Raw genomic sequence first — 25,430 nt, forward strand, 5'->3', positions numbered from 1 at the left:
GTTCGTCGTGACCCTGCTGGACAGCAAGCTCGTCCGGTGCTGGACATCCCGCCCGCACCTGCAGTCCCTCTACACCCTCGCCGCGGCCGGCCCGCGGATGCGCGCCGCGCTGGGCCTGGCGCCCACCGGCGGCGGCACGGTCGACTTCAAGGTGGACGGGGACGCACTGGCCCGCACCGAGGCGGAGCTGATCGCCGCGACGTCGGCGCGGCTGCCGGTGCACCCGCTGGTGACGCAGGACCTCCACGGCCGGTCGACGGTCCGGTGCTGGCGCCGCAACCGCGACCTGCGCGTGCTGACCGGCGACCTGGTGGACGTCGCGGACAGGCTGGCCCGCGCGGGCTACGGCGGCTCGCTGCGGTTCGCCACCGTCGAGTTCGCCGAGCCGACCGGGCGCCGCGAGGGGAAGCTCGCGCTGGTGTACCTGTTCGACCGCGGCACGTTCCACACCGCGGCGCCGGGCGCCCGGCCGCTGGACCGGGCGCTGGAGCTGCGTGCCAGGGCGGCGTTGCACGGCTCGCTGCCGCTCGAACCGGTCGCGCAGCGGCGGTTCGTGCTCTGACCGCCACTCTGAAAAACGGCCGATTGGCGCGGCCCTGGCGTTCTGCGAGGATGCTGCTCTCGTCGGATCGAAGGAGATGGCCGTGGCTTCTCGTCTGAACCCGTACCTGAGCTTCCGCGACGATGCGCGGCAGGCCATGGAGTTCTACAAAGGTGTCTTCGGCGGCACGCTCACCCTGAACACGTTCGGGGAATTCGGTTCACCCGAAGGGGCGGACGCGGACAAAGTCATGCACGCCCAGCTGGAAGCCGAAAACGGCTTCACGCTGATGGCGTCGGACACCCCGGCCGGGATGGAGCACGACCCGGGCACGAACATTTCGGTGAGCCTCAGCGGGGACGACGCCGACGACCTGCGCGGCTACTGGGACAAGCTGAGCGACGGCGGCACCGTGACGGTTCCCTTCGAAAAGCAGATGTGGGGCGACGAATTCGGTGCCTGCGTCGACAAGTTCGGCATCCCCTGGATGGTCAACGTCGTGCAGGGCTAGCCGTGAGCCGTTGCAGCCGGTGCCCTCGTCGGTGACGATGGAGGCACCGGCGTGGCGTGGCGCCGGGCCGAAGGAGGCCCGATGGCGGGTTTTCCCTGGACGTGTGCGCAGTGCGGCGCGGTCAACGACCCCGCCGCCCGGCGGTGCGGCACCTGCGCGGGGCTGGCGCCGGGCCGGGCCCGCGCGCGGGCGCTGGCGGTGCTGCTGGCCCTGATGCTGGTCGCCGGCGCCGCGGTGGGCGGGGTGCTGCTGTTCACCGGGCGGTCCCGGCCGGGACCGTCCGCGGCGGGGCCGTTCCCGGAATACACGACACCGGTACTGCCGACCACCAAGACCGTGGTCACCACCGCCAACGGGGTGACCCCGCCCGTCACGCCGTCCACGAGCACGTCGGCGCCGACGGACAAGCCCTGCCCGGCGGACGCCGCGCGCTACCTGCCGGGCGGCACGGGGACGGCGCTGCTGGTGGGGCAGACCGCGAAGGCCCTCGTCACGATCTGCCGGATCCCCGACGGCCGGATCTTCTACGACGGCCAGGCCCGCGGGCAGGCCGCCTCCGACGAAACCCACATCATGCTGCCGGCCCAGGCCGAGGGCGACGGCTTCGTCGCGGTCAACGGCGACTACCGCTACGAGGTCGGCGGCGGCAGGCTGGTCGTGTCGGCCGGGTCCGACGTGCTCTCCGACGAGGAGCTGACCACGGTCGGCTGAGCGCCGTACAGCTCGTCCACCGGCTCCGCGTCGAAGCCCAGGTCGGCCCGCATCCGGGCGCGCATGACGCGGTAGCCGCGCTGGCCGGCGTCCCAGGCCGGCCGCAGCTTGGCGCGATCGTCGTCGGCGGGGTCGAGCAGCATCGCGGCCAGCCGCATCCGGGGCAGGGTGGCGTCGCTGACCAGCCGCCGGACCGCCTCCGGCGCGTGCAGCACGACGGGGCCGAGCGCGTGCTGGGCCTCGCTGCGCACCGCCCGCAGCTCGGTGGCCTGGTGCTCGTCGAGCTTCTTGTCCGACTCGAGGACGGCCCGGGCCTGGAACAGCACGCCGTCGAACGCTTCGAGGACGCCCATCAGCTGGGCGTAGGCGTCGGCGCGGGTCTCGTGGGTCCGGGCTTCGCGTTCGCGCTGCCACCGGCGCTCCTCGCGCGCGGTCTCCTCGGCCATCCGGCGGGCTTCCCGCCGTCCCGAAAGGACCTGGGTCAGGATCACCCCGGCGAGGCCGAGGAGAGCGACGACGATCGGAATCCACACCGGAACCTGGGAACCCACGAGCGCACCCTACCCAGGATGTGGGAGTGGCGGCGGTCACGCGCCCGGTGTCCGCATGCTGGAGGCATGGCTTCCCCGCTGGACAACCCCACCTGGGCGTCGCTGACCGGCCCGCACGCCCACTTCGCGGAACGGCAGGGGCGCGTCGTGCGCTACCCGGAGGACGTCGCGCCGTTCCTCGCGCTGCCCGACGACCCGGGCGAGCAGGACTGGCGGGACGTCGCCGAGCTGGCCGGCCCCGGGGCGACCGTCGTGCTCGCCGCCACCGGCGCGCGGCCGCCGTCGGGCTGGGAGGTGCTCGACGAGGTCCCCGGCGTGCAGTTGGTCGACGAAGGGGTCGCGGCCGCACCGGATCCGGAAGCCGTGCGGCTCGGGCCCGCGGACGTGCCGGAGATGCTGGACCTCGTCGAGCGGACGCGGCCGGGGCCGTTCCGGAAGCGGACCGTCGAGCTCGGCACGTACCTCGGCGTCCGCCGGGGCGGCGCGCTGGTCGCGATGGCCGGCGAGCGGCTGCACCCGCCGGGCTACACGGAGATCAGCGCGGTCTGCACGGACCCGGCGTACCGCGGGCAGGGCCTGGCGACGCGGCTGGTGCTCGCGGTGGCGGCAGGCATCCGCGAGCGCGGCGAGATCCCGATGATGCACGCGGCGGCGGGCAACACCTCGGCGATCCGCCTGTACCTCTCATTGGGCTTCGCCCTGCGGCACCGGCCGGACTTCGTGGCGGTCCGCGTCCCGCTCGCGGTCCGGGCACCGGCCTAGGCGCCGGTCGAGGAGCCGGGGCGGACGATCATCAGCACCGTCACGGCGGCCCACAACAGGTTGAACACGCCGGTCAGCATGGCCAGCCTGCCGAGAACGTCCGAAGTGGACTCCGCGGTCAGCAGCCGCCTCTGGCGCGGCAGGATCAGCAGGGCGAGCACCGCGGCCGCGACCGCCGTCAGGCCGATCGACACGAGCAGCCACGGGTCGCCCATGACGTGCATCGTGCCCGCGACGCCGAAGCCGAACACGGGAACCGCGATGGCCGCGTAGGCGTACACGCGGCAGATCCGGTGCAGCAGGGTCGCGGCCTTGACGTCGCCCCGGCGCACGGCGGCGGGGAACATGCTGGCCGCGACCGCGACCGGGCCCACGGCGAGGATCGCCGCCAGGACGTGGATCGAGAGCAGGATTTTCGACACGTGCCGAAGCTAGCGATCTTCCCTCGGCCGGGGGAGTGGCTGGATTGCCAGGAACCGCCGGGATCCGGCCATCCGCGGGGTGGGCGTCGAAACCGGGGCTGCGCGTTCGACGCACCTGTGACGGGAAGGGAGCGCACGATGACCGCCACGACCAGCACCCCGAACCGGGTCCGGAGCCTGCCGGTCCTGCTCGCCACCGAGGACGACGCCGAGGACATGGGCCTGCTCGCCCCCGACGACCGGCTGACCTGCCACGTGCACGGCCGGTGGATCCACCAGTGCGTCGCCTCGCCGGCGCACGTCAGCCCGGTCACCCGCCACCGCTGGTGCCGCGGCTGCCGCACCGAGCTGGCCGTCGCGGTCGACGAGCTGTCACTGGCCGTGGCGATGTCCTGCCCACGCTGCGGCCACGGCGGTAGCGCGGCGACCACCCGCCTGACCGTGGCGTGCCGCGCGAGCCTCGCGGCCGAGCGCGCCGCCCGCCGCGCGGCTTGAGCGGGTGTCGCCGGGCGAGACCGTGCCGGCCGCCGCGCGGCTTGATCAGCGGCGAGCCATCCCGTGACGTCCGCTCAGCCCGGTACCCACATCGTCACCCGCGTGCCGCGGCCGGGCTGGGAGTCCACCGTGCCGTGGCCGCCCACCTCGGCCAGCCGGGCCATGATGGACTGGCTGATGCCGAAGCCCGGTGGCCGGTCGCGGACGTCGAAGCCCTGGCCCTGGTCGCGGGCCACCACCGCGATCCCGCCGTCGCGTTCCTCGACGCGCAGCACCACCTGCTTCGTCCCCGAATGCTTCACCGTGTTGCGCAACGCTTCCCGGACCGCTTCGCACAACGCCGTGCGCCGGTCCTGCGAGACCTTGTGGTCGTCGGCGAAGTCGGCCGCGACGAGCTGGGTGCGGAGGCCGTCGCGGGCCAGTTCCGTGGCGACGTCGGCCAACTCGACCGCGAAGCTCCGCGTTGGCCCGGTCGGCACCGGCTCGGTGATCCGGCGGCGCAGCTCGGCCGCCTCCGCCTTGGCGACCGACCGCAGCTCCGAGAGCCGGGTGGCGGCTTGGGCGTCGTCGCCCGGGGCGGAAATGGCCAGTGCTTCGAGGGTCTGCAGCACGCTGTCGTGCATGATGCGCCGGGTCCGGCGGCGCTCGGCCTCGCGCCCGCGCCGCAGCCCGATGTCGACCGCGAAACGCGTGCCGACGCCGAGCAGGATGAGGATCGCCACGGCGAGCACGATCGCCACCGCCAGCGCCACCAGGCAGCCGATCGACCGCGTCATGGCGAGCTGGTCGCCCAGCGGGAGGCCGCCGGCCAGGGTCAGCAGCGCCCGGAACGGCACGGCCGCCGCGAACAGCCACAACGCGGCGGGCAGGCCGGACGTGCCCGCCCACATCGCGACCGAGCCGACCAGCCAGGTCCACGACACGTCGACGGCGAACGGCTGGATCCCGTCCGGGGCCGTCACCGCGACCAGGAGGTTGAGCACCACGCCGACGGCCAGGTCGAGGCCGAGGGCGCGGCCGGTGACGCGGGCCCGCAGGCCGCCCGAGCGCAGCACCCAGACCACGGCGGCGATGTTGGCGACGACGGCGAACACGGTCGCGGCCAGCACGGGCCCGAGCCCGAACACGCCGTTCGCGGCGGTGAACCCGATGAAGACCTTGACGAACGCCGCGGCCCGGTAGGCGAGCGGCACGGCCACCCAGTAGCGCGAGGCGCGCGCGAGGGTCGCGTCCCCGACGGCGGTGAGGTCGCCGTTGTCGGGCACGGGCTCGGCGGGCTCCGCGGGCGTGCCGCTGCGCAGCAGCGTGCGGACGAACGCGCGTGGCGGTGCGGCAGAGCCCGCCTCGGGCATCGGTGGTCCCCATTCGTCCGGCCGTCCGGGCGGCCTGAGCCTGGCAGCGGGGAAGGGGGCTAGTCAACCGTCCGGGCCGGGAGCCAGCCCGCTGGAGCAAGCGGGTGAACCGGTTCGTGATCCGCGGCCCCGGCAGGCGTCAGTACGCGTGGAACATCGTGTCCTCGCCCGTGTACTCCGCCCAGCCCGGCGAGCCCGTCGTGGCGAAGCGGTGCCAGGCGCCGTTCAGCTCCTCGGCCAGCTCCCGCGGCGGGTTCTCGCCGAGCAGGCCGCGGGGCCCCGAGAGCGCGTCCAGCGCGCCGAACACGAACGGCAGCTCGAGCCCGTGGCACGCGCCCAGCCTGCCGTCGAGCAGCGGCGAGCCCCACTCGAACTCGTAGCGGAACGTCCGGCCCTGGTGGCCGGCGGCCAGGTCGCGCACGCCGTCGCGGAAGACCAGGTCCGTCAGGGCCTCGACCAGGACCTCGCCCGCCGTGCGGTCCGAGCCGAGCCCGTAGGCGTACAGCACGCCCGCCGGGTCGGGGTGCGACACCGCCAGCGAGGCCACCGCCTGGTCGTCGGTCACCGCCTCGAGCGCGCCCGTCGGGACCAGGTACAGCCGCATCTCTTCGCTGCAGCTGCCCACCAGCAGGTCGACGTCGCGGCCGGCGCCCGCCTTGATCGCCTTGGCCGGGTGCTGCGGCAGGACGTCGTCGCCCACCACCGGGAGGAAGGGGCTCAGCCCGTAGCCGCGGTCGTAGCCCAGCGCGTCGCGCAGGTCCGGCGCGCCACCCGGGCGCAACACCGCGTCCTGGGCGTCGAGCAGCTGCTCGGTCGAGACCTTGCGGAACGCCTCCGCCGTCGGTTCGGTCTTCAGCTCGTCGGCGACCACCTTCGCCAGCCGCCGGGCCTGGACGCCGTCGCGGACCATGTCCGGGTGTCCGCTTTGGACGATGGCGCGGTGGAAGAGCCCCGCGGAGAGCGGCGAGCCGAGCAGGCAGGCGACGCTGACGGCGCCGGACGCTGCGCCGAACAGAGTCACGTTGGCCGGGTCGCCGCCGAACGCGGCGATGTTCTCCCGGACCCAGTGCAGGGCCGCGAGCTGGTCGCGCAGGCCGAGGTTGGTCGCCCCGCCGTCCAGCGGGAGGAAACCGTCGATGCCGAGCCGGTACTGCACGGTCACCAGCACCGCGCCGGCGCGGGCGAACGCCGTGCCGTCGTGGACCGCGGCGGACGCGGCGCCGCCGATGAACGCGCCGCCGTGCACGAACACCAGCACCGGCAGCGAAGCGGCGCCCGGCTGCGGGGTCCAGACGTCCACCGTCAGGTACTCCGGCCCTGGCCGCCAGCCGGTGCCGGTGAGCGGGGCCAGGTCGAGCCCGGGCACGTCGTGACGGCGTTGCGGCGCCGTCGGCCCGGGTCTCCGCGCGTCGCGGACGCCCTCCCACGGTGGCGCCGGGGCGGGCTCGGCGAAGCGCAGCTCGCCGTCGGGCGCGGCGGCGTAGGGAATGCCGCGGAAGCGCGCCACGCCGGCGGGGGTGACCTGACCGCGGACCGCGCCGGACGTGGTGGTGACGACGGGGTCGGTCATGCGGGGGTCCCTTCGTGGACTGTCGGGGGAAGCGCCCGTCAGCCTAGGACCGTGGACGGGCCGCCGTCATGGGCGTTCCGTCTCTCCCGGTGTCGCGGATGGATAACGGCGCGGGCAGGGCGGCCGAGGCGCCCTGCCCGCGCTCGTCAGTTCCCGAGGCCTTCGAGGAGGTCCTCGATGGTGATCGGGATGTGCCGGACCCGGATACCGGTGGCGTTGTACACGGCGTTGGCGACCGCCGCGGCCATGCCGACCGTGCCGATCTCGCCGAGGCCCTTGGCACCGACCGCGTTGTGCAGCGTGTCGGGGTACTCGACGAAGTGGACGTCGACCTCCGGGATGTCGGCGTTGACCGGCAGCAGGTAGCTCGCGAAGTCGCCGTTGGCGAGCCGGCCGTTCGCCTCGATCTCCAGGCCCTCGTGCAGCGCGGCCGAGACACCCCAGATCATCCCGCCCATGAGCTGGCTGCGGGCCGCCTTGTCGTTGATGATCCGGCCCGCGTCGAACACCCCGAGCATCCGGGACACCCGCGCTTCACGGGTCCACTTGTGCACCCGGACTTCGCAGAACTGGGCGCCCCACGAAGCGAAGGAGTGCTTCGTCATTTCCTCACCGGGTGCCGAGGTCCCCGTCACCTCGAGCGTTTCGCGCCCCACCGCACGCAGCAGCTCACCGAACGTCATCGACTCGCCGTCGGCGAAGACGCGGCCGTCGGCGTAGGTGACCTGGCGCCCGGCGAACGGTGCGCCGGGATCGGCGGCGAGGGTGACCAGTTCGTCGATCGCCTTGGTGGCCGCGAGCATGATCGCCGTGCCCGCGCTCGCCGTCGCCGTGGAGCCACCGGACATGCCGCCGGGCGGGAGGGCCGAGTCACCGAGCCGCGGTTCGATCCGGTCCGCGGGGATGTCCAGCGATTCGGCGCCCACGAGGGAGAGCACGGTCAGCAGGCCGGTGCCGGGGTCCGCGCCGCTCGTCGCGACGACGGCTGTCTCGTCGGCCCGCAGCGTGATGCCGACCGTGGCCGGGAACCGCAGGGCGGGGAACACCGCGGTCGCGACGCCCATGCCGACGAGCCAGTCGCCGTCGGTGCGGGAGCCCGCCGGGCGGTGCGCCCAGCCGAAGCGGTCCGCGCCGATGCGGAAGCACTCGTCGAGGTGCTTGCTCGACCACTGCAGGTCGTGCCCGGGCGGGGCGGTCGAGTTGTTGCGGACGCGCAGCTCGATCGGGTCCATGCCCAGCTTCTCGGCGAGCTCGTCGATCGCGCTCTCCAGCGCGAACGAGCCGGGTGCCTCGCCGGGGGCGCGCATGAACGTCGTCGGCGGGACGTTCAGCGGCACCATCCGCTGCGTGATCGACAGGTTCTTCGTCGCGTACCACTCGCGCGAGGTGCCGTGCGACGTCGGTTCGACGAACGACCGCGCGATGTCGGTGTGGCACCACGAGTCGTGGCGCAAGGCCACCAGGGTGCCGTCGGGCTCGGCGCCGAGCGCGAGCTTCTGGATCGTCGAGGCCCGGCCGGCGGTGGCGGTGAAGACCTGCTCGCGGGTGAGCGCGGCCTTCACCGGCCGGCCGAGCGCCCGGGCCGTCGCCGCGGCCAGGAACGCCGGCGTGGACGTCCGGCCCTTGCCGCCGAACGCGCCGCCGACGAACGGGTTGACCGCGCGGACGGCTTCCCGTGCCAGGCCGAGGGCGATGGACAGCTCCGCCGCCTGCATGTCGGAGGCCTGGTTGCCGCTGTAGACGGTCAGTTCGCCGTCGTCCCACACCGCGACCGCGGAGTGCGGCTCCATCGCGGCGTGGTTCTGCGTCGCGGTCGTGTAGGTCGCCTCGAAGACCACTGGGCTCGCGGCCAGTGCGGCGTCGAAGGATTCGACGCCGTCTTCGAGCACCTCGATTTCCGGGGGAGCGCCGTTGAAGGTCGGCGGCGCCATTTCCGCCGTGTCGAGGAACTCGGTGAGCGAGGTCCGCGCGGGCCGCTCGCGGTAGGTCACCTCGATGAGCGCCGCGGCGTCCCTGGCCTGCTCGAAGGTCTCCGCGACGACGAAGCCGATCGGCTGGCCGTAGTAGGTGACTTCCTTGTCCTGCAACGGAACCCACGTCTCGCCGAAGACCGGGAGGCTCGGCGTGTGCAGCGTCAGCGAGTCGAACGGCGTGTACACCGCGAGAACTCCGGGCGAGTCCTTCGCCGCGGAGACGTCCATCGACTCGATCTCGCCGTGGGCGATCGTGCTGAGGACGATGTAGCCGTAGGCCATGCCGGGGAAGATGTGGTCGGCGCCGTACTTGGCCGCGCCGGTGACCTTCAGCGGCGCGTCCAGCCGGGTGATCATCGGGAGCTCCCCTCGGTCAGTTCGAGCAGCGCTCGGACGATGGTCCGCTGCAGCAGCGGCACCTTGAACCCGTTTTCGGCCAACGGCCGGGCGCCGTCGGCGGCCACCACCGCGGCCGCTTCGAAGGCGGCCTCGGTCGCCGGGCCGCCGCGCAGGGCCGCTTCGACGGCCGGCAGCCGCCACGGCACCGTCCCGACGCCACCGGCCGCGACCCGCGCGTCGGCGACGACGCCGTCCCGGACGTCCAGCGCGACCGCGGCGGAGCACAGCGCGAACTCGTAGGACTGCCGGTCGCGAACCTTGACGTAGGTGGAGTTCGCGGCCCAGTCCAGCCGCGGCACGACCACCTCGGTGATCAGTTCACCGGGGCGCAGGTCGTTTTCGACGTCGGGGGTGTCACCGGGCAGCCGGTAGAAGTCGCCGAGCGCGACTTCGCGGGTGCCGGTCGCGTCCGCCAGCCGCAGCCGGGCGTCGAGGGCGACCAGGGCGACGGCGACGTCACTGGCGTGTGTCGCCGCGCACGAGTCGCTCGTGCCGAGGATCGCGTGCATCCGGTTGGCGCCGGTGAGCGCCGGGCAGCCGCTGCCGGGCACGCGCTTGTTGCAGGGCATGGCGACGTCGCGGAAGTACGAGCAGCGTGTGCGCTGCAGCAGGTTCCCGCCGATGCTGGCCATGTTCCGCAGCTGCTGGGACGCGCTCAGCAGCAGGGCGCGCGAGATGGCGGGGTAGACGCCCGGGTGCGCGGCGATGGCGCCCATCCGCTCGAGCGCGCCGAAGCGCAGCCCGTCGGTGGTGTCGATGCCGCGCAGCGGTACGTCGTTGATGTCCAGCACGTGCTGCGGCGTCAGGACGTCGAGCTTCATGAGGTCGACCAGGGTCGTGCCGCCGGCCAGGTACGTGCCGGGCGCGGCGACCGCCGCTTCGACGGTGGTGGGTGCGGTCAGCTCAAAGGGACGCATCGGCCCGCCTCGCCTGCTCGACGGCCTTGACGATGTTCGGGTAGGCCGCGCACCGGCAGAGGTTGCCGGACATGAACTCCCGCACGTCCTCGACGTCCTGCTCGACGGCGGCCACCGCCGACATGATCTGCCCGGCGGTGCAGAACCCGCACTGCAGGGCGTCCTGGTCGACGAAGGCCTGCTGCACCGGGTGCAGCCCGTCCTCTGTGGACAGTCCTTCGACGGTCGTCACGGGCTGCTTGACGGTGGCGGCCAGGGTGAGGCACGACAGCACGGGCTTGCCGCCGACGTGCACGGTGCAGGCGCCGCACTGCCCGCGGTCGCAGCCCTTCTTCGGGCCGGTGACGGCGAGGCGCTCGCGCAGTGCGTCCAGGAGGGTGACGCCGGGATCGACGTCCAGGTGTTCGGTGGTGCCGTTGACTTCGAGTGAGATGTCCACTGGTCTCTTTCCGCGGAGCCGGGCGAGCTGCCCGACGGTGTGGTGGGGCGGTGAAGGCGGGAGCGGATAGTCATCCGCTTCACTCGGTCGCGAGGCTAGCGGATTACAATCCGCTTGGCAACGAACCGTGCGGGCTGGAGCAGCTCCAGCGCTCGGCTAGATTCAGCGGGACGGCACGACCACCGGGAGGAACCATGACGACCGGATCGGTCAGCCCCCGCCGCGCGGACACGCGGCGCAACCACGAGCGCATCCTCGTCGCGGCGGCGGCGTCGCTGGCCGACACGGGCGAGGTCTCGTTCAACGCGATCGCCAAGCAGGCCGAGGTCGGCGTCGGCACGGTCTACCGGCACTTCCCGACGCCGGAGGCGCTGATCCTGGCGGTCTACCGGCGCGAGGTCCGGCACATCGTGGAGATCGTGCCGGTGCTGCTGGAGAAGCACGCCCCGGACGAAGCGCTCCGGCTGTGGGTGACCGACCACGTCGCCCACTACATGATGACGAAGAAGGGCCTGGCCGACGCGCTGCGCACCGCGACGGCCGCCCGCGGCGAGCTGCCGGGCGACGCCTACGAGGACATGCTCGGCGCGGTTTCGGCGATGCTCGAAGCCAACGTGGCGGCCGGGACGGTCCGCCCGGGCCTGACGCCGGTACTGGTGATGCGCGGCCTGGGCGGCCTGCTGTGGCTCGACCCGAACGGCGACTGGCAGCGCGACGCGGCCGAGCTCGCCGACCTGCTCTGGCACGGGATGGCCGCGCAGCCCGGCTAGGACTTGCCGTCGAGGTGGACGGTCACGGTGACCCGGCCCTTGCTGTCGCGGCGTGCCACCGCCTGACCGGTGCGGCCGGTGCCGTCGAGGTCCAGGGTGAGCGGTGCGCCGTCGCCGGTGAAGTTGCGCCACCACGACTTCGCGTCGGGCATCATCACGCGGATCGTGACGACGTCGCCCGTGCGCCGGTAGCCGACCGGGGTGCTGATCGTGCGCCCCGACCGGCGGCCCTGGTAGGTGACCTGGGTGAGGTGGCGGCGGACCAGCCGTCCCCAGCGCGGTGACGTGCGGAGCGCGCCCACGCAGGTGTTGACGCGGTGGACGGCGTTCTTCGGGAGCGGACCCCGGTAGCCCATGGCGGCCTCCATAAGATTGTTGGTGTTCAGGACGGGATGTTCTGGATGCCCAGGGCGATGGGGTGTGGCTGATGACGGCTTGCCTCGTGTGGTGGCTTCGAAGGAGTGGCCGCCCCGTCGTTCTGGACGCCCTGGCCGCTGATTGAAATCTGCGCTCGGTCGCTGTTTATGGAGCTGTCGGCGGGTCGTCCACCGGGCTGAGCTGCGAAGACGGGAGGACAGGCTGCGTGGCAGTGCACAAGATGTGGGTCGGGATCGACGTCGGCAAAGGCTTCCACCACGCCTGCGCGGTGGACGAGACCGGCAAGATCGTGTTCTCCCGGAAGGTCGCCAACAGCCAAGCCGCGATCGAGCAGCTGATCACCCGCACCACCGCGAAAGCCGCGGAGGTGGTGTGGGCGGTCGACATGACCTCCGGTGCGGCGAGCCTGCTGATCACGCTGCTGCTGGCCACCGGCCAGCCGGTGGTGTCGGTGCCGGGCCGGTTGGTCAACCGGATGGCCGGCGCGTTCGCCGGTGAAGGCAAAACCGACGCGCGTGACGCCCGCACCATCGCCGAAACCGCCCGCCTGCGTAGCGATCTCGCCCCGATCACCAGCCCCGACGCGGTCGTCACCGATCTGCAGGTGCTCACCGCGCGCCGCGAGGACCTGATGGCCGACTGGGTGCGCGGGGTCAACCGGATCCGGGAACTGCTGGCCTCGATTTTTCCCGCGCTGGAACGGGCGTTCGACTACTCCACCCGCTCGGCGCTGGTGCTGCTCACCGGGTTCCAGACCCCGGCCGGCATCCGCGCGGCCGAAGCGACTGGCCTGTCGGCCTATCTGGCCGAGCATGGTGCGTGGACCAAGGGCATTCCGGCCATGGTGGACAAGGCCCTCGCCGCGGCAGCGGAGCAAACCGTGGCCCTGCCGGGAGAATCGGTGACCGCACCGTTGATCGCCCGGCTGGCCCGGCAGCTGCTGGAACTGGACCGGGAAATCAAAGACCTGGACAAGCAGCTCGGTGCACGGTTCGCCGAGCACCCCGACGCCGGGCCCATCACCAGCCTCGACGGATTCGGCCCCATCCTGGGGGCCCAGCTGCTCGCCGGGACCGGCGGCGACCTGCAGGCCGCGTTCCGCAGTTCCGCGCATCTGGCCGCCTACGCGGGTCTCGCGCCGGTGCCCCGCGATTCCGGGCGGATACGGGGCAACCTGCACCGGGCGAAGCGCTACCACCGCGGCCTGCGCCGGGTGTTCTACCTGGCCGCCCTGTCGGCCATCAAACGCCCCGACGGTCCCTCTCGGGCTTTCTACCTGCGCAAACGCGGCGAAGGGAAACGGCACACCCAAGCCCTGATCGCCTTGGCCCGCCGCCTGGTCGACGTCATCTGGGCGTTGCTGCGCGACGGCCGCGAGTTCCATCCCTCACCACCGCTCACGGCCACAGCCGCCGCTTGACACGATCATTGAAACTCCTTCGGTGGGTGGCCGCCACGGTACCGGAAAACGGAGAGAGATGCTCCGGATGTGGTGGGCGCGGGGCCGCTGCCGAACCGGGCGGGTTGGTGGTGCGGGACCTCCGCGCTCAGGTGCCCAGGTCGGCATCGCGGAGACCGCGGCCGGACTTCGCTCCACAGCCGCGCCCCTTCCGGCCGGGCGGCAACGGCCCGGCGACCCGCGTGCGGACGGCCACCGACGGCGCCGCCGAGTCCGGCGGTACTACCGCCGCCACGACGGCCGGGGACGAAGGGTGTTCGAGGTCGGGTCGAGACGACGACCTCGACACTCCTCTCGCCGCACTCCACCTCGAGGTCGACGACCAAGGGGGCGCCGGCTGCGCCTGGTCCGCACTCCGCCGGGCTGCCGATCGCATGGGCGCCGGCCGGTGCGAGAACCGACGAGCGGCAGGCGCTCATGCGATCGGCGACCACGGGCGTGCGGCCGGCCGCTGTCCCCGGATACCGGCGGCGGTAGGGCCGAGGCTCAGCTGGACGTCGGGAAGTTGAAGGCTGCTTCGGTGTGCGGCCAGCGCGTGGTGACGACCTTGGCGCGGGTGTAGAACCGGACGCCGGCGGGCCCGTGGATCGGGCTGTCGCCGATGAGGGAGTCCTTCCAGCCGCCGAAGGAGTAGTACGACATCGGGACCGGGATCGGCACGTTGACGCCGATCATGCCGACCTTCACCTCGCGCTGGAACTTGCGCGCCGCTTCGCCGCTCGCCGTGAAGACCGCGGTGCCGTTGCCGTAGGGGTTGGCGTTGATGACCGCGATCGCCTCGTCGAGCGTCTCGGCGCGGACGATCGCCAGCACCGGGCCGAAGATCTCGTCGCGGTAGGCGTCCATCTCCGGTGTGACGCCGTCGAGCAGGGACGGGCCGACGAAGAAGCCCTCCTCGTGGCCTTCGACCCGCAGGCCCCGGCCGTCGACGACGACCTTCGCGCCCTGTTCCGCGCCGCGGGCCACGGAGTGCTCCACGCGCTCGCGGGCGGCTTCGGTGACGACCGGGCCCATGTCGCTGGCCGGGTCGGTGCCGGGGCCGACCTTCACCTCGCGGGCCTTGCGTTCGAGGATCTCCACCAGCTCGTCGCCGGCCGCGCCGACCGCGACGCCGACCGAGATCGCCATGCAGCGCTGGCCCGCCGAGCCGAACGCGGCGGCGGTGAGGTGGTCGGCGGCGAACTCGAGGTCGGCGTCGGGCAGCACGACCGCGTGGTTCTTCGCGCCGCCGAGGGCCTGCACGCGCTTGCCGGCGGCGGTGCCGCGCTCGTGCACGTACTTGGCGATCGGGGTGGAGCCGACGAACGACACCGCCGCGATGTCCGGGTGGTCGAGGATCGCGTCGACGGCGGTCTTGTCGCCGTGGACGACGTTGAAGACGCCGTCGGGCAGGCCGGCTTCGGCGTAGAGCCGGGCGACGAAGTTGGAGGCCGACGGGTCGCGCTCGCTGGGCTTGAGGACGAACGTGTTGCCCGTGGCGATGGCGATCGGGTGCATCCACAGCGGCACCATGATCGGGAAGTTGAACGGCGTGATGCCGGCGACCACGCCCAGTGGCTGGCGGAAGTCGTGCACGTCGACGTCGCGGGAGACCTGGTCGGAGAAGCTGCCCTTGAGCGCGTCGGCGATGCCGCAGGCGTACTCGACGACTTCGCGGCCGCGGACGATCTCGCCGCGGGCGTCTTCGATCACCTTGCCGTGCTCGGCGGAGATGATCCGGGCGAGCTCGTCTTCGTGGCGCACGAGCAGCTCGCGAAAGGCGAACATCACCTTGGTGCGCTGGGACAGCGAGGAGTTGCCCCACGACTCGAAGGCCTTGGCCGCGGCGGCGACCGCGGTGTCCACATCGGACGCTTCGGCGAGCAGGACCTGTGCCTGCTCCCGTCCGGTGGCCGGGTCGTGGACCGGTGCGGTGCGGGTGGAGCCCGCCGCGGTGGCGGTGCCGTTGATCCAGTGTTCGATGGTGCTCACGGTGTCCTCCGAGTAGGGGCGCCGCTGCGGGTTCACAGCAGCCCGACCGCGGTGTCCACGGCCTTGGCGACGTCGCCGTCGTGCGGGTAGAGCAGTGACCGGCCGACCACCAGGCCCTGCACGGTCGGCTGGGCCAGTGCCTTCTGCCAGGCGGCGAAGGCGGCGTCCGGATCCTTGACCTCGCCGCCGAGCAGGACGGCGGGCAGGGTCGAGGAGGCGAGCACGCGCTCCATGTCGTCCACCACGGGCAGCTTGAGCCAGGTGTAGGCCGATGAACGGCCGAGCCCGGCGGCGATGGTGATCGACTTGATGACGGCGTCGGGGGAGAGGTCGTTGGCGAGGCGCCCGCTCTGCCACGTCGAGAGGAACGGCTCGACCAGCGCGATCAGCTTGCGGTCGGCGAGCTCGTTGACCGCCTTCGCGGTGTTCTCCAGGACGCTCGGCGTGGCCGGGTCGGTCAGGCAGATCCGGGTCAGGGTCTTGCCGCCGTCGAACCGCATCCGCTCGATCGCTTCCGCGTCGTAGCCGGCGAACCGGTCGTCGATCTCGAAGCTCGACCCGGCCAGGCCGGTGCGGTTCATCGACCCGATCACCGTCTTGCCGTCGAGCACTCCGAGCAGCAGCAGGTCGTCGATGACGTCCGCGGTCGCCAGCACGCCGGTGACGCCCGGGCGTTCGAGGGCGAGGCAGAGCCGCTCCAGCAGCTCGCCGCGGTCGGCCATCGCCGACGGGTTGCCGCCCACCGCGTTCGCGCCCCGGGCGGGGTGGTCGGCGGCGATGATCATCGTGCGGCCCGAGTGGTTGAAGGGCGACTCGGCCCGCACCCGGTGCGCGGCCGCCTCGGCGATCGCTTCCGGTTCGTGCACTCGTTTGGCGACGAGGCGCCGCACCAAGTCGTTCACAGTTCCGCTCCCAGCTCGGTCGTCACTTCCGTCGACGATTCCAGGAGGCGGGGACTTTGTCAAGACATATGGACAACACGTCATCACTACGGTGGGTGTAAGCTCCGGGGATGAGCAAGACGGACGTCACCTTCGCGGGCTGGGACGCGGGCCGCGACATCGTCCTGGACCCGGGGAGCCCGGAGCCGCTGTACTTCCAGGTGTCCCGGCAGCTGCAGGCCGCGATCGCGGACGGCAGGCTGCCGGCGGGGGCGCGGCTGGGCAACGAGGTCGACCTCGCGGCGAGCCTGCGGCTGTCCCGGCCGACGATCCGCCAGGCGATCCAGACGCTGGTCAACCAGGGCCTGCTCGTGCGGCGGCGCGGAGTCGGCACGCAGGTGGTCCGCACGAGGGTCGCCCGGCCGCTGCGGCTGAGCAGCCTGTTCGACGACCTCGCCGGGCTGGGCGGCAAGCCGGAGTCGGCGGTGCTGGTCAACCAGGTCGAAGAGGCAGGCGCCGAGGTGGGTGAGCTGCTGGAGGCACCCGGGCTGACGCACGTGCGCCGGCTGAAGCGGCTGCGCTCGGCCGACGGCGAGCCGCTCGCGCTGATGAACAACTACCTGCCCGACGGCGTGCTCGACCCGGCCGACGACGAGCTGCGCGAGCGCGGGCTCTACCAGCTCCTGCGGTCGGCGGGCGTGCGCCTGCACGCGGCGGAGCAGCACATCGGCGCGCGGCTCGCGACGGAGGAAGACGCGGAACTGCTCGACGAGCAGCCGGGGGCGGCGCTGCTCACGACGCAGCGGACCACCTACGACGACACGGGGCGGGTGGTCGAGTACGGGTGGCACGTGTACCGGGCGTCGCGGTACACGTTCAACCTTTCGCTGACCAACGGGCCGCAGTAGGGGAGCGCCGCTCCGGTCAAGGGGCCGCCGGCGGGATCGTGCCCGTCAGGCAGCCCTGGCGTTGCGCCGGCAGCACCAGCCTGCTCACGTCGTCGATGATCAGGGCGTCTCCGGCCGGATGGAAACTCGGGGGCAGCAGCACGAACAGCACCTGCCGCTGGCGGTGCGCCGCTGCCAGCCAGGGCTGGGGTGGCTCGGTGAACCGGAAGCCCACCGTCAGGCCGTGCTCGCCGACGCGCACCGTGACGGCCGGCGACTCCAGCCTGACCTGGCAGCCGGCCGCCAGTGGCCGGAAGCCGTGCTCCCACTCCCACGTCGTCGGGGTGGCCAGGCCCGCGCGTGCCAGCAGGCCGAGCAGCCGCCGGTGGTCGTCGCGGTGGGCCGGTTGCAGGAGCAGCACCGGGTACGAGAACTGCTCCTCGTAGACCAGGATGTCGATCTGCCAGCGGACGGCATCGCCGCGCCGGTCACGGCCGGGCCTGCCCGTCCTGCGGTTCGCCGCCGAGGCCGTGGCGCATCTCGCCCTGCCGGGCCGCCGCTTCCAGGGCCGCCGTCTCCTCCGGTGGGTCGGGGCGCAGCAGGCTGCCCGGGACCGCGTGCCCGGCGGCGCCGAGCTTGTTCGGCTTCTTCGGCACGGATGCTCCTTGGTAGGTCAGGGCCTTGCCGTCGAGTGGCTGGTGGACCTCGAGGTAGGTGCCGGCCGGGGACCGGGTGATGATCCCGGTTTCGATGCCGTGTTCGAGCACTTCGCGGTCCGACCGCTGCAGGGCCAGGCAGACGCGGTAGGTGATCAGGTACGCGACCGGCGGGGCGAGGAGCAGCCCGATCCGCCCCGCCCAGGTGGTGGCGTTGAGCGAGATGTCGAACTCCAGCGCGATGATGTCGTTGAACGACGGCAGTGTCAGCACGCCGTACAACGCCAGCGCCATCCCGCCGATGCTCGTGCGCGCCGGGACGTCGCGAGGGCGCTGGACGAGGTTTGTGGTGGGCCCGGTCGCCGGACAGCCGCCGCTCGATCCACGGGTAGGAGATCAGCGGCACGAAAGCACCGTCATACCGATGACGCCGGCGAAGAACGGCTGCGGAATGGTGTAGTCGCCCAGGAACAGCTCCCACGGCGGGTAGACGCGCAGGAGGCCGTCGGCGAACCCATGTACCAGTCGGGCTGGGAGCCGGCGGACACACGGGGACGGCGGAAGGCTCCGGTGAAGAAGATCCGGAGCATGTGCACCATCCTGGCGGCGACGAAGATCAGCGCCGCCCAGTGGCGCAGCTGCCGCATGAACAGCCCGCCGCGGACCTCGAACGACAGGTCGAGGGTGGTGGCGAAGGCGCGGGACATCGGCACGCCGCGAAGGTTGGGTAGGCGCCTTGGTAGACGACCTCCTGCATGGAGGGGGCGAAGAACACAGTCAGACCCCGCTCAACAGCAGGACGAGGAAGCTGTAGAGCGCCACTTCGCCGAGCAGGAACGACCAGTGCGTGGGGAAGACCTTGTTGAACTGGTGCCGCAGGCCGGCGGCCGCGTGCAGCCGGCGGTCGGCCGCGTCGGCCGCCGAGGCGGCCGCCCGGGTGGCGCGGCCCGGCCCGCGGGTGGCGGCGGGAACGTGGCTCATGGGCTTCTCCCCGTGGAGTCGGCGACCGTCAGCCGTGCGTACCCGGGCCTGCCCGCGACAACCCCGGTTCTTCCCGGACGCCGATCAGCGGCGCCGCAGCACCTTCCGGACCACCGAAAACGCCAGCCCAGCCGCCAGGACCCACGGGCCCGCGACGATGATCGGGTCCACCAGGTGGTGCTTGACGTCCGCGCGCTTCTTGCCCACCCGCGACGAGAAACCGTGCCGGGTGAACTCGCTCAGCACGCCGGTCTCGGTGATCGGGTTGTCCGGGCGCAGCGTGGCGAACGAGCGCAGGTGGCTCTCCCAGGCGTCCACCCGGTCGGCCGCCAGCAGGAGCAGCCAGTGCGCGGCCCGCCCTTCGCTGTACTTCCGGTAGGAAAACCGGCGCAGGGCACCGGAAAGGCCCTTCGGCGGGCACGACGTCCCGAAGACCGGGGTCAGGAACTCGTGCTCGATCGAGCGTTCCCGCGGCCACTTCTCCGGCTGCCGCTCGGGGAAGTCCCAGCCGGGCCGGTCGTCCTGCCACTGCAGCTTCGGCACCGACGGCCGGTTCTTCGGGTCGAGGTCCGCGCCCCAGCCCGGGATCCGCGCGCGCAGGCTGTCGCTCGGCTCGGCGATCGGCGGCCGCTCCGACGTGTACGTCATGGTCGTTCCTTCCTCAGACGACGATCAGCGGTTTGATGCAGCCGTCCAGCTTGGCGGAGAAGATGTGGTAGCCCTCCGCGATGTGTTCCAGCGGGATGCGGTGGGTGACGATGTCGCTCGGCTTGAGGTAGCCGTTGCGGATGTGCTCGAACAGCCGCGGCCACTGCCGCTTCACCGGGCACTGGTTCATCCGCAGCGTCAGGCCCTTGTTGAGCGCGTCGCCGAACTTGACGGCGCTGAACATCGGGCCGTAGGCACCCATCACCGAGATGGTGCCGCCCTTGCGGACGCCGTCGATGCACCAGTTGAGGGCCACCGGCGAGCCGCCCTGCAGCTTGAGCTTGGCCGAGGTGACGTGCTGGGTGAGGTTGCCGTCGGCCTCCGCGCCCACCGCGTCGATGGCGACGTCCGCGCCGAGGTGGCCGGTGATCTTCTTCAGGTGCACGACGATGTCGTCGTACTCGGTGAAGTTGTACGTCTCGGCGTGGGCGAAGGTGCGGGCCTTCTCCAGGCGGTTCTCCAGGTGGTCGATGACGATCACCCGGCCCGCGCCCATCAGCCACGCCGACTTCGCCGCGAACAGGCCGACGGGACCGGCGCCGAAGACCACGACGACGTCGCCCTCGGCGATGTCGCCGAGCTGGGCGCCGAAGTAGCCGGTGGCGAGCGCGTCGGTGAGCAGGACGGCGTCTTCGTCGTCGAGCCAGTCCGGGATCGCCGCGGGCCCGACGTCGGCGAACGGCACGCGGACGAACTCGGCCTGGCCGCCGTCGTAGCCGCCGCAGGTGTGGGAGTAGCCGTAGATGCCGCCGACGGCGGTGGCGTTCGGGTTGACGTTGTGGCAGTTGGAGTACAGCCCCCGCGCGCAGAACCAGCAGGTGCCGCAGTAGACGTTGAAGGGGACCATGACACGGTCGCCGCGCTTGAGGTTCCGCACGCCGGAGCCGACTTCCTCGACCACGCCGATGAACTCGTGGCCGAAGGTCATGCCGACCCGGGTGTCCGGCATCATCCCGTGGTACAGGTGCAGGTCCGAACCGCAGATCGCGGCCAGGGTGACCCGGACGATCGCGTCACCGGGGTGTTCGATCGCGGGGACGTCCTTCTCTTCGACACGGATCTTGTAGGGCCCGCGGTACACCATCGCACGCACAGCGCCTCCTTCCGACGGGTCGTCGGCATACCCGGGCGCACCGCCGCTAACCGCCGGCGAACTCCGAGATCGACGCCGAGGTCGCGCCGCCGGAACGGGCGGGGAACGTGGGCGCGCCCGGGACCGTGACGAACTCGCCGCCCGCCGCGGCGGCGAGGGACCGCGCCCAGGGTTCGGGGCTCAACGTGTCCCGGCGGCCGCGCATGACGAGGACGGGGCAGGTCGGCAGCGGCATCGCTCGTTCCGGGGTGTCGCGCTGGGCCGAGCGGATCATCCGCAGCAGCCGTCGCGGGCCGGCGCGGACGTAGTGCGGAACGGTGCCGGGCACCGCGGACGGCGATTCGTGCACCACATCGGCCAGGAACGCCGCGGCGCAGCCGTGCAGCGTGTCGGCGAGGTAGCCGGGCGCGCCGAGGCCCGGCAGGAGGACGACCGGGGGACGGCCCGGGCGTTCGGTGCCGGCGGACAGGGCCCGGATGCGGCCGGATGTGGTGGAGGGGGGCATCGGGGGCGGGATACCCGGGAGTGGCGGGTGTACACGGTGGTGGGCCGGGTTGTTGCGGGGCCGCGCCGGCCATGGCCCCGCGGTTACGGCCTCGGCGTGCGGCGCACCGCCAGCACCACCGTGTCGTCGGCGTGCAGGACCACGTCGTGCATGCGGGTCACCAGCTCGCGGGGCAGGCCCGCCATCGGCCTCGTGCGCTCGGCCGCCGCCAGGGCCAACAGCCGGTGCTGGCCCTCGTCGATGTCCTTGCGGCTCTCCACCAGGCCGTCCGTGTAGAGCAGCACCGTGTCTCCCTCGGCCAGTTCCACCTCGACCAGCTCGCTGCTGCCCGGGTCCGGGAAGCCGACCCCGCGGCCCGGTACCGGGGGTGGCAGCAGCCGCGCCGGGTCCGTCGCCGTGACCAGGACCGGCTCCGGGTGGCCTCCGTTGGCGAAGCGGGTGTGGCCGGTTGCCGGGTCGGTGCGGGCGAGGAGGACCGTGGCCATCAGGCCCGGCTCGATCGCGGCCAGGGTGCGGGAGGCGTGCGCGATCAGGTCCGGGAACGGGTGTCCCTCCAGGGCCAGGGTGCGGATCGCGTGGGTCACCGTCAGGGCGTGCCGGGTCGAGGTTACGCCGTGGCCGACCGCGTCGACCAGGGTCACGTGGAGCTGCCCGTCGGGCAGGACGAACCAGTCGTAGAGGTCGCCGCCGGTCGGGGAGTCCTGGTCGGTCGGCGAATAGTGGACCGCCAGCTCCAGGCCCGGCACCGCGGGCGGGCGCGGGCGCAGCGCGTCCTCCAGCTCGCGGAAGATGGCCGCGTGCGCGCGGCGGAGCTGCTCGTCCCGCTGCTCCAGCTCGACGTACATCGCCAGCACGCCGCTGTTGGTCTCCGCGAGCTCGTGCTTGAGGTCCCGCTGCTCGTGGGCCAGGGTGTCGGCGCGGGCCACCAGCGCGAGCATCTCTTCGCGCGTCGCCCGGTCGTCGTCGGGTTCGGGGTCGGCGGGGGCCCCGGTCCGGCCGCCGGTGAGGTGCCAGGTCAGCGTGTCGCCGTCGCCGCGTTCGGGCAGCAGCGGCAGGGCGTCGCGGCTGCCCTGGCTCACCGCGTGCGCCAGCCGCACGGTCACGGCGAGCCGCCGGTCCGATGCCGCCGTGGCGACGTCCACCGTCTCGCCCGCGGTCAGGGCGGGCTCGGCGAGCAGGGTGACGGCGAGCACGAGCCGCCCGCGGTCGTCGGCGGACACGCCGGCGCGGGTGCAGGCGGTGCGCAGCCGACGGCGGATCCTCGCCAGGTCGGGGCGCATCAGGCGGACCGGTCCGCGGACAGGGCGAGCATCGCGGCGTCGTCGCGGGCGTTCCGGTGCCGGTGGGCCAGGTCCGCGGCGAACAGCAGCAGGTCGGGGGCCCGGCCGGGGACGCGCCAGCCGGTGCCGACGCCGTCGGTGTGCAGCACGACGACGTCGTCTTCGGCCAGCTCCAGGTGCCGGACCGGCGCCGACGGCAGCGTGAACCCGACGATGCCGGGGGTGGACAGCAGCAGCCGGGACGGACCGCCGCCGAGGCTGGCGCCGCTGACGTTGCCGACGCCGCAGAACTCCAGCCGCCGCGGCGCGATCCGCACGAGCGCGACCGCCGCGCCGCGGGTCGTGCGCAACGCGCGGTGCATGGTCGTGAGCTGGTGGGGCAGCGGGCGGTCCGGGTTCTCGGCGAACACGCGCAGCGCGGCGTCCGCGGCCTCGGCGGCGTCCGGGCCGTGGCCGAGCCCGTCGGCGACGACGGCGGTCCGGCTGCCGGCGACGTCGGCCAGCGCGAGGGCGTCACCGCAGTACTCCTCGCCGTCGCGGGCCAGGCGGAAGTGCCCGATCGCGCGGCGGGCCGTCGGCGTGGCCGGGTCGAGCAGGCGGGCGGCGGCGAGGGTGCCTGCCGCGGGCGAGGACGTGATCCGGAACTCGGTCGCCATCCGCCGCACCGCGCCGAGGCCGGTGCCGAGGGTGGCGGTGGTCGTGTTGCCGTCGAGCAGCCAGTGGTCGAGGTCGGCCATGCCGGGCCCGTCGTCGGCGGCCAGCACGTCGACCGCGCGCCCGATGAGCGACTGCTGGACGAACACCGACCCGCCGACGGCGTGCTTGGCGATGTTGCCGGCGAGCTCGGCCGCCACCACCGCGGCGCGGTCGGCGAGTTCCCCGGCGAGCCCGGCCTCGAGCGCGGTTTCGCGCGCGACGCGGGCGGCGGCGTACCCCGCGCTGGGGTGGTCGACGCGGATCCGGCGCGTCAGGCCGGCGACGGTCGCGGTCATGGCTTCCAGCGCACGACCGTGACGGTGGTGCCGCGGCCGGGTGCGGTGTCGAGGTCGAACTCGTCGACCAGCCGCCGGGTGCCGCCGAGGCCGTGCCCCAGCCCCGCGCCGGTGCTGAACCCGTCGGCCATCGCCTGGTCGACGTCGGCGATCCCGGGCCCCTCGTCGCGCACCCGCAGCCGGAGCCCGAGCCGCCCGGCCGGGTCCCGTACGGCCTCGACGGTCATGGTGCCGCCCCCGCCGTGGATGTAGGCGTTGCGGACCAGCTCGCTGGCCGCGGTGACGATCTTCGTCTGGTCGACGATCGAGAACCCGGCGGCGACCGCGGCCGCGCGCACGGCGTGCCGGGCCACGAGGAGGTCTTCCTCCACCCGGACCGGGTGCTCGCCGGAGGGGACGGTCCGTTCGTCAGGACGCATGAGGCGCCTCTTCGGCGGCCTCGGCGGGACGGCGCCAGCCCAGCTGCTCCATCGCCTGCTCCGCGTTGAGGGCGGTCCGGACGCCGGGGAGCTGCAGCCCGAGCTCGGTCAGGGTCAGTGCGACGGCCGGGCGCATGCCCGCCACGATCATCCGCGCGCCGAGCAGCCGCCCGGTCTCGGCCAGCTGCATGAGCACGCGGGCGACGAACGAGTCGACGATCTCCAGCCGGGAGATGTCGACGATGACACCGCGGATGCCCTCGTCGGCGATCCGGGTGGTCAGCTCCTCGGTGAACGCGAGGGCCGTCTTGTCGTCCAGGTCGCTCAGCAGCCCGCCGAGCAGGACGTCCCCGAGCCGCAGGATCGGCAGGCCGGCGCTCACCCGTGCACCGCGCCCGGGCGGGCGCTGTCGCCGAGCAGCTGCATGGCCGTCGCCAGCGCGTCGGCCAGCGAGCCGCGGGTGACGATGTGCGAGAGGTCGATGCCCAGCTGGGTGATGGTCTGGGCGATCGACGGCCGGATGCCGCTGATCACGCACTCGGCGCCCATCAGCCGGACCGCGCTGACGGTCTGCAGCAGGTGCTGCGCCACCGCGGTGTCGACGGTCGGGACGCCGGTGATGTCGATGATCGCCACCCGCGCCTCGTTCGCCTGGATGGATTCCAGCAGGCTGTTCATCACGACCTGGGTGCGGGCGCTGTCGAGGGTGCCGATCAGGGGCACCGCGAGGACGTGCCGCCACAGCCGCACGACGGGGGTGGACAGCTCGAGCACCTGGCTGTGCTGCTCGCGGATGATCTGCTCGCGGCCGGCGCAGTAGACCTCGAACGTCAGCACGCCCGCGCTGTCGAGCAGCTCGTTGACCAGCAGCGCGGCCCGGTAGCGCAGGGCGGAGTCGTCGGTGTGCCGCTCGATCGCGCTGAGCATGGTGCGCTTGAGCGCGAGGATCGCCATGGCGGTGGCCGACGGCTGGGCGCCCGCGCGGGCCCGGCGCTCCGACAACGACGTCAGCGCGTCCCGCACCGCGGGATCCTGGTCGACGATCCGCGACACCGGCAGCGTGCCGGCCAGCGCTTCGCGGAGGGCCGCCAGCAGCTCCACGGCCTCGCGGCGCAGCTCCTGCCCGTTCCGGTCGGCGTCGCCCGGCTCCTGCCCGGCCCAGTCGCGGGCCAGTGCGGTGCGGTCCTCGTCCAGCATGCGCGCCAAGACCGTGCGGACCTGGCTGTCGTCCGTGCCCAGCACCGACTCCTCCTCCGGTGTCAGGGGCGCGCTCTGCTGTACGCCGGCTTGATTATTGCCATATAACAACAGTTGTATCAGGGATGCAACCGTGGGGGGTCGCCGGCCGCCTCGGCGAGGGCCTGGTACTCCTGCAGCCCGGCCGCCAGCGCGAGCCGCCCCGCCGGGCTCATCTTCGCCAGCAGCGCCTCGACGCGGTCCCGGCGGCGCGCCCGCAGGTCCTGCAGGTAGGCGCGGCCGCGGTCGGACAGCCGCAGGGTCAGCTCCCGGCGGCTGCGCGCGCTGGGCAGGCGTTCCAGGAACCCGACCGCCTCCAGCCGGTCGCAGAGCCTGCTGACCAGCGGCGGCGTCGAGCCCAGCTGCTCGGCGAGCTGCCGGAGGTTGACCCCGTCGTGGCGGTCCAGCGCGACGACCGCGCGCAGCTGCGAAGCCGACAGCGGCCGCGGCGACACGTCCCGCTCGCCCTCGACCACCGCCGCCAGCAGCCGGGCGAGCTCCGGCACGGCAGCCGTCCCGTCCGGGGCCGGCTGCTCGCGGGATCGATCCACGGCGTCCACTCTGGCATCCC

At 73.0% G+C, this 25,430-nt stretch carries 28 protein-coding genes and 1 pseudogene; 8 read left to right on the forward strand and 21 right to left on the reverse strand.

The annotated features are described in order from the left end of the window. The first annotated feature begins 7 nt into the window (after positions 1–7). From pspAB to BLW76_RS18625, 3 genes are all read left to right on the forward strand, one after another. The gene (gene pspAB, locus BLW76_RS18615; protein WP_091309030.1) at positions 8–562 is read left to right on the forward strand and encodes a PspA-associated protein PspAB; all 555 of its coding nucleotides are present in this window, start codon (positions 8–10) and stop codon (positions 560–562) included. Between the two features lie 82 nt (positions 563–644). Then, positions 645–1,052, forward strand: a complete 408-nt coding sequence (locus BLW76_RS18620) for a VOC family protein (protein ID WP_091319561.1) — start codon at positions 645–647, stop codon at positions 1,050–1,052. Positions 1,053–1,133: 81 nt separating this feature from the next. Then, complete coding sequence (locus tag BLW76_RS18625) at positions 1,134–1,763, forward strand: hypothetical protein (RefSeq protein WP_091309033.1); 630 nt, start codon at positions 1,134–1,136, stop codon at positions 1,761–1,763. Here the strand turns inward: BLW76_RS18625 and BLW76_RS48545 are convergent. Further along, the gene (locus BLW76_RS48545) at positions 1,682–2,314 is read right to left on the reverse strand and encodes a hypothetical protein (RefSeq protein WP_167384648.1); all 633 of its coding nucleotides are present in this window, start codon (positions 2,312–2,314) and stop codon (positions 1,682–1,684) included. The two genes, BLW76_RS18625 and BLW76_RS48545, sit on opposite strands and share 82 nt — an antisense overlap. Positions 2,315–2,380: 66 nt before the next feature. On the opposite strand from BLW76_RS48545, the gene BLW76_RS48550 reads away from it, so the two are divergent. Continuing rightward, positions 2,381–3,076: a GNAT family N-acetyltransferase gene (locus tag BLW76_RS48550; protein ID WP_167384649.1), complete on the forward strand. Its 696-nt coding sequence runs from the start codon at positions 2,381–2,383 to the stop codon at positions 3,074–3,076. Here the strand turns inward: BLW76_RS48550 and BLW76_RS18640 are convergent. Then, positions 3,073–3,498 carry a hypothetical protein gene (locus BLW76_RS18640; protein ID WP_091309038.1) on the reverse strand — a complete coding sequence of 142 codons (426 nt, stop codon included), beginning with the start codon at positions 3,496–3,498 and terminating at the stop codon, positions 3,073–3,075. The genes BLW76_RS48550 and BLW76_RS18640 overlap by 4 nt on opposite strands. A 138-nt stretch (positions 3,499–3,636) precedes the next feature. Here BLW76_RS18640 and BLW76_RS18645 point away from each other — a divergent pair, with 138 nt between their 5' ends. Beyond that, the gene (locus tag BLW76_RS18645; protein WP_091309041.1) at positions 3,637–3,993 is read left to right on the forward strand and encodes a hypothetical protein; all 357 of its coding nucleotides are present in this window, start codon (positions 3,637–3,639) and stop codon (positions 3,991–3,993) included. Between the two features lie 74 nt (positions 3,994–4,067). On the opposite strand, the gene BLW76_RS18650 is transcribed toward BLW76_RS18645, so the two are convergent. From BLW76_RS18650 to BLW76_RS18670, 5 genes are all read right to left on the reverse strand, one after another. Beyond that, positions 4,068–5,345, reverse strand: coding sequence for a sensor histidine kinase (locus tag BLW76_RS18650; RefSeq protein WP_091309042.1), 1,278 nt, complete (start codon positions 5,343–5,345; stop codon positions 4,068–4,070). A gap of 139 nt (positions 5,346–5,484) precedes the next feature. Further along, positions 5,485–6,915, reverse strand: coding sequence for a carboxylesterase/lipase family protein (locus BLW76_RS18655; protein WP_091309045.1), 1,431 nt, complete (start codon positions 6,913–6,915; stop codon positions 5,485–5,487). Positions 6,916–7,061: 146 nt separating this feature from the next. Continuing rightward, a complete protein-coding gene (locus tag BLW76_RS18660) occupies positions 7,062–9,245 on the reverse strand; it encodes a xanthine dehydrogenase family protein molybdopterin-binding subunit (RefSeq protein WP_091309048.1) in 2,184 nt (727 codons plus the stop codon). Then, positions 9,242–10,204: an FAD binding domain-containing protein gene (locus BLW76_RS18665; protein ID WP_091309049.1), complete on the reverse strand. Its 963-nt coding sequence runs from the start codon at positions 10,202–10,204 to the stop codon at positions 9,242–9,244. Before BLW76_RS18665 ends, BLW76_RS18660 begins: the two co-directional genes overlap by 4 nt. Continuing rightward, complete coding sequence (locus BLW76_RS18670; RefSeq protein ID WP_091309052.1) at positions 10,191–10,643, reverse strand: (2Fe-2S)-binding protein; 453 nt, start codon at positions 10,641–10,643, stop codon at positions 10,191–10,193. The genes BLW76_RS18665 and BLW76_RS18670 overlap by 14 nt, the downstream gene beginning before the upstream one ends. Before the next feature lie 194 nt (positions 10,644–10,837). On the opposite strand from BLW76_RS18670, the gene BLW76_RS18675 reads away from it, so the two are divergent. After that, positions 10,838–11,413, forward strand: a complete 576-nt coding sequence (locus BLW76_RS18675) for a TetR/AcrR family transcriptional regulator (RefSeq protein WP_091309054.1) — start codon at positions 10,838–10,840, stop codon at positions 11,411–11,413. Here BLW76_RS18675 and BLW76_RS18680 read toward each other — a convergent pair. After that, positions 11,410–11,769 (reverse strand): hypothetical protein, encoded by a 360-nt coding sequence (locus tag BLW76_RS18680; protein ID WP_091309057.1) that lies wholly within the window; start codon positions 11,767–11,769, stop codon positions 11,410–11,412. The two genes, BLW76_RS18675 and BLW76_RS18680, sit on opposite strands and share 4 nt — an antisense overlap. Positions 11,770–12,011: 242 nt before the next feature. On the opposite strand from BLW76_RS18680, the gene BLW76_RS18685 reads away from it, so the two are divergent. Next, on the forward strand, positions 12,012–13,211 hold the full coding sequence (locus tag BLW76_RS18685) for an IS110 family RNA-guided transposase (RefSeq protein ID WP_425266053.1): 1,200 nt from the start codon (positions 12,012–12,014) through the stop codon (positions 13,209–13,211). 525 nt (positions 13,212–13,736) lie between these two features. Here BLW76_RS18685 and BLW76_RS18690 read toward each other — a convergent pair. Together BLW76_RS18690 and BLW76_RS18695 are read right to left on the reverse strand one after the other, a co-directional pair. Then, positions 13,737–15,221 (reverse strand): CoA-acylating methylmalonate-semialdehyde dehydrogenase, encoded by a 1,485-nt coding sequence (locus tag BLW76_RS18690; protein WP_091319564.1) that lies wholly within the window; start codon positions 15,219–15,221, stop codon positions 13,737–13,739. A 32-nt stretch (positions 15,222–15,253) separates the two neighbouring features. After that, positions 15,254–16,123, reverse strand: coding sequence for a Cgl0159 family (beta/alpha)8-fold protein (locus BLW76_RS18695; protein ID WP_091309060.1), 870 nt, complete (start codon positions 16,121–16,123; stop codon positions 15,254–15,256). Between the two features lie 110 nt (positions 16,124–16,233). On the opposite strand from BLW76_RS18695, the gene BLW76_RS18700 reads away from it, so the two are divergent. Further along, positions 16,234–17,010: a GntR family transcriptional regulator gene (locus BLW76_RS18700; RefSeq protein WP_091309062.1), complete on the forward strand. Its 777-nt coding sequence runs from the start codon at positions 16,234–16,236 to the stop codon at positions 17,008–17,010. Between the two features lie 16 nt (positions 17,011–17,026). Here BLW76_RS18700 and BLW76_RS18705 read toward each other — a convergent pair whose 3' ends face one another. The 11 genes and pseudogenes from BLW76_RS18705 to BLW76_RS18755 form a co-directional block, all read right to left on the reverse strand. Further along, a complete protein-coding gene (locus tag BLW76_RS18705) occupies positions 17,027–17,410 on the reverse strand; it encodes a hypothetical protein (RefSeq protein WP_091309065.1) in 384 nt (127 codons plus the stop codon). Positions 17,411–17,477: 67 nt separating this feature from the next. After that, positions 17,478–18,626 (reverse strand): annotated as a pseudogene (locus BLW76_RS18710) (cytochrome b family protein). Positions 18,627–18,710: 84 nt separating this feature from the next. Beyond that, positions 18,711–19,274 (reverse strand): hypothetical protein, encoded by a 564-nt coding sequence (locus BLW76_RS18715; RefSeq protein WP_091309066.1) that lies wholly within the window; start codon positions 19,272–19,274, stop codon positions 18,711–18,713. A gap of 13 nt (positions 19,275–19,287) precedes the next feature. Further along, a complete protein-coding gene (locus BLW76_RS18720) occupies positions 19,288–20,418 on the reverse strand; it encodes a zinc-dependent alcohol dehydrogenase (protein WP_244170660.1) in 1,131 nt (376 codons plus the stop codon). Positions 20,419–20,473: 55 nt separating this feature from the next. Then, positions 20,474–20,932 (reverse strand): alpha/beta fold hydrolase, encoded by a 459-nt coding sequence (locus BLW76_RS18725; protein ID WP_091309070.1) that lies wholly within the window; start codon positions 20,930–20,932, stop codon positions 20,474–20,476. Positions 20,933–21,015: 83 nt separating this feature from the next. Then, positions 21,016–22,212, reverse strand: coding sequence for a PP2C family protein-serine/threonine phosphatase (locus BLW76_RS18730; protein ID WP_091309073.1), 1,197 nt, complete (start codon positions 22,210–22,212; stop codon positions 21,016–21,018). After that, complete coding sequence (locus BLW76_RS18735; protein WP_091309075.1) at positions 22,212–23,204, reverse strand: SpoIIE family protein phosphatase; 993 nt, start codon at positions 23,202–23,204, stop codon at positions 22,212–22,214. The genes BLW76_RS18730 and BLW76_RS18735 overlap by 1 nt, the downstream gene beginning before the upstream one ends. Then, positions 23,201–23,623: an anti-sigma regulatory factor gene (locus BLW76_RS18740; protein WP_091309077.1), complete on the reverse strand. Its 423-nt coding sequence runs from the start codon at positions 23,621–23,623 to the stop codon at positions 23,201–23,203. The genes BLW76_RS18735 and BLW76_RS18740 overlap by 4 nt, the downstream gene beginning before the upstream one ends. Beyond that, positions 23,613–24,005, reverse strand: coding sequence for an STAS domain-containing protein (locus tag BLW76_RS18745; protein WP_091309080.1), 393 nt, complete (start codon positions 24,003–24,005; stop codon positions 23,613–23,615). Before BLW76_RS18745 ends, BLW76_RS18740 begins: the two co-directional genes overlap by 11 nt. Further along, positions 24,002–24,865: an STAS domain-containing protein gene (locus tag BLW76_RS18750; RefSeq protein WP_091309081.1), complete on the reverse strand. Its 864-nt coding sequence runs from the start codon at positions 24,863–24,865 to the stop codon at positions 24,002–24,004. The genes BLW76_RS18745 and BLW76_RS18750 overlap by 4 nt, the downstream gene beginning before the upstream one ends. A 74-nt stretch (positions 24,866–24,939) precedes the next feature. Next, positions 24,940–25,365: a MarR family transcriptional regulator gene (locus tag BLW76_RS18755; protein ID WP_091319566.1), complete on the reverse strand. Its 426-nt coding sequence runs from the start codon at positions 25,363–25,365 to the stop codon at positions 24,940–24,942. Between the last annotated feature and the right edge of the window lie 65 nt (positions 25,366–25,430).

The sequence above is a fragment of the Amycolatopsis tolypomycina genome (assembly GCF_900105945.1).
GTDB lineage: Bacteria > Actinomycetota > Actinomycetes > Mycobacteriales > Pseudonocardiaceae > Amycolatopsis > Amycolatopsis tolypomycina.

Coding starts and splice junctions, on each gene's coding strand:
- BLW76_RS18625 (WP_091309033.1), top strand. CDS start 1,134: ATGGCGGGTTTTCCCTGGACGTGTGCGCAGTGCGGCGCGGTCAACGAC.
- BLW76_RS48550 (WP_167384649.1), top strand. CDS start 2,381: ATGGCTTCCCCGCTGGACAACCCCACCTGGGCGTCGCTGACCGGCCCG.
- BLW76_RS18645 (WP_091309041.1), top strand. CDS start 3,637: ATGACCGCCACGACCAGCACCCCGAACCGGGTCCGGAGCCTGCCGGTC.
- BLW76_RS18650 (WP_091309042.1), bottom strand. CDS start 5,345: ATGCCCGAGGCGGGCTCTGCCGCACCGCCACGCGCGTTCGTCCGCACG.
- BLW76_RS18655 (WP_091309045.1), bottom strand. CDS start 6,915: ATGACCGACCCCGTCGTCACCACCACGTCCGGCGCGGTCCGCGGTCAG.
- BLW76_RS18660 (WP_091309048.1), bottom strand. CDS start 9,245: ATGATCACCCGGCTGGACGCGCCGCTGAAGGTCACCGGCGCGGCCAAG.
- BLW76_RS18665 (WP_091309049.1), bottom strand. CDS start 10,204: ATGCGTCCCTTTGAGCTGACCGCACCCACCACCGTCGAAGCGGCGGTC.
- BLW76_RS18675 (WP_091309054.1), top strand. CDS start 10,838: ATGACGACCGGATCGGTCAGCCCCCGCCGCGCGGACACGCGGCGCAAC.
- BLW76_RS18680 (WP_091309057.1), bottom strand. CDS start 11,769: ATGGGCTACCGGGGTCCGCTCCCGAAGAACGCCGTCCACCGCGTCAAC.
- BLW76_RS18685 (WP_425266053.1), top strand. CDS start 12,012: ATGTGGGTCGGGATCGACGTCGGCAAAGGCTTCCACCACGCCTGCGCG.
- BLW76_RS18700 (WP_091309062.1), top strand. CDS start 16,234: ATGAGCAAGACGGACGTCACCTTCGCGGGCTGGGACGCGGGCCGCGAC.
- BLW76_RS18715 (WP_091309066.1), bottom strand. CDS start 19,274: ATGACGTACACGTCGGAGCGGCCGCCGATCGCCGAGCCGAGCGACAGC.
- BLW76_RS18720 (WP_244170660.1), bottom strand. CDS start 20,418: ATGGTGTACCGCGGGCCCTACAAGATCCGTGTCGAAGAGAAGGACGTC.
- BLW76_RS18725 (WP_091309070.1), bottom strand. CDS start 20,932: ATGCCCCCCTCCACCACATCCGGCCGCATCCGGGCCCTGTCCGCCGGC.
- BLW76_RS18730 (WP_091309073.1), bottom strand. CDS start 22,212: ATGCGCCCCGACCTGGCGAGGATCCGCCGTCGGCTGCGCACCGCCTGC.
- BLW76_RS18735 (WP_091309075.1), bottom strand. CDS start 23,204: ATGACCGCGACCGTCGCCGGCCTGACGCGCCGGATCCGCGTCGACCAC.
- BLW76_RS18740 (WP_091309077.1), bottom strand. CDS start 23,623: ATGCGTCCTGACGAACGGACCGTCCCCTCCGGCGAGCACCCGGTCCGG.